General features: G+C 67.0%; 2 protein-coding genes. Both read left to right on the forward strand.

Features of this window, described 5'->3' with window-relative positions:
• Positions 1-754, forward strand: a 754-nt coding sequence (locus Cte04_RS21675; protein WP_245633470.1) for an electron transfer flavoprotein subunit beta/FixA family protein, incomplete at its 5' end; no start/stop codon positions are given.
• Positions 755-767: 13 nt separating this feature from the next.
• Positions 768-1,676, forward strand: a 909-nt coding sequence (locus Cte04_RS21680) for an electron transfer flavoprotein subunit alpha/FixB family protein (RefSeq protein ID WP_066483898.1), incomplete at its 3' end; no start/stop codon positions are given.

The raw sequence follows: 1,676 nt of genomic DNA on the forward strand, positions 1-1,676 counted from the left end.
GGTCCCCGTCAAGCGCGTGGTGGACTACAACGTGAAAGTCCGCGTCAAATCGGACGGCACAGGTGTGGACATCGCCAACGTCAAGATGAGCATGAACCCCTTTGACGAAATCGCCGTCGAGGAAGCCGTGCGCCTGAAGGAAAAAGGCGTGGCCACCGAAGTCATCGCCGTCTCCTGCGGCGTGGCCCAGTGCCAGGAAACCCTGCGCACGGCCATGGCCATCGGCGCCGACCGCGGCATCCTGGTCGAAACCGGCCAAGAGCTGCAGCCCCTGGCCGTGGCCAAGCTCCTGAAGGCCCTGATCGACAAGGAGCAACCCGGCCTCGTCATCCTGGGCAAGCAGGCCATCGACGACGACGCCAACCAGACCGGCCAGATGCTGGCCGCGCTGGCCGACCTGCCCCAGGCCACCTTCGCCTCCAAGGTCGAAGTGTCTGGCGACAAGGCTGACGCGCCCCGGGTGAATGTGACCCGTGAAGTCGACGGCGGCCTGGAAACCCTGAGCCTGTCCATGCCTGCGGTCATCACCACCGACCTGCGCCTGAACGAGCCGCGCTACGTCACCCTGCCCAACATCATGAAGGCCAAGAAAAAACAGCTGGACACCGTCAAGCCCGAGGAGCTGGGCGTGGACGTCGCCCCGCGCCTGAAGACCCTGAAGGTATCCGAGCCGCCCAAGCGCGGCGCCGGCGTCAAGGTGCCCGACGTCGCCACCCTGGTGGCCAAGCTCAAGAACGAAGCCAAAGTGATCTAAGGAAGACAGAGACATGACATCCCTCGTTATTGCAGAACACGACAACGCTTCGATCAAGGCGGCCACCCTGAACACCGTCACGGCCGCTGTGGCCTGCGGCGGCGACGTGCACGTGCTGGTGGCCGGAGAAAACGCCGGCGCCGCGGCTGCAGCCGCCGCCCAGATCGCCGGCGTGGCCAAGGTCATCCATGCCGACGGCGCCAGCCTCAAGGACGGCCTGGCCGAAAACCTGGCCGCGCAGGTATTGGCCATCGCGGGCAACTACAGCCACATCCTGTTCCCCTCCACCGCCTCGGGCAAGAACGCCGCGCCCCGCGTGGCCGCCAAGCTGGACGTGGCCCAGATCAGCGACATCACCAAGGTGGACTCTGCTGACACCTTCGAGCGCCCCATCTACGCGGGCAACGCCATCGCCACCGTGCAATCGGGCGACCCCGTCAAGGTCATCACCGTGCGCACCACCGGCTTTGACGCTGCGGCGGCCAGCGGCGGCTCCGCGGCCGTGGAAACCGTGGCGGCCGTGGCCGACAGCGGCAAGAGCGCCTTCGTGGGCCGTGAAGTCACCAAGAGCGACCGTCCCGAACTGACGGCGGCCAAGATCATCGTCTCGGGCGGCCGCGCGCTGGGCTCGGCCGAGAAATTCCAGGAAGTCATGACCCCGCTGGCCGACAAGCTGGGCGCGGCCATCGGAGCCAGCCGTGCGGCGGTGGACGCGGGCTACGCGCCCAACGACCTGCAGGTGGGGCAGACGGGCAAGATCGTGGCGCCGCAGCTGTACATTGCGGCGGGGATCTCGGGGGCGATCCAGCACCTGGCGGGCATGAAGGACTCGAAGGTGATCGTGGCGATCAACAAGGACCCGGAGGCGCCGATCTTCTCGGTGGCGGACTACGGGCTGGAGGCGGATCTGTTCCAGGCCGTG

Origin of the sequence: Comamonas terrae (assembly GCF_001544075.1) — a bacterium.
In the GTDB taxonomy this organism is placed as follows: domain Bacteria; phylum Pseudomonadota; class Gammaproteobacteria; order Burkholderiales; family Burkholderiaceae_C; genus Comamonas; species Comamonas terrae.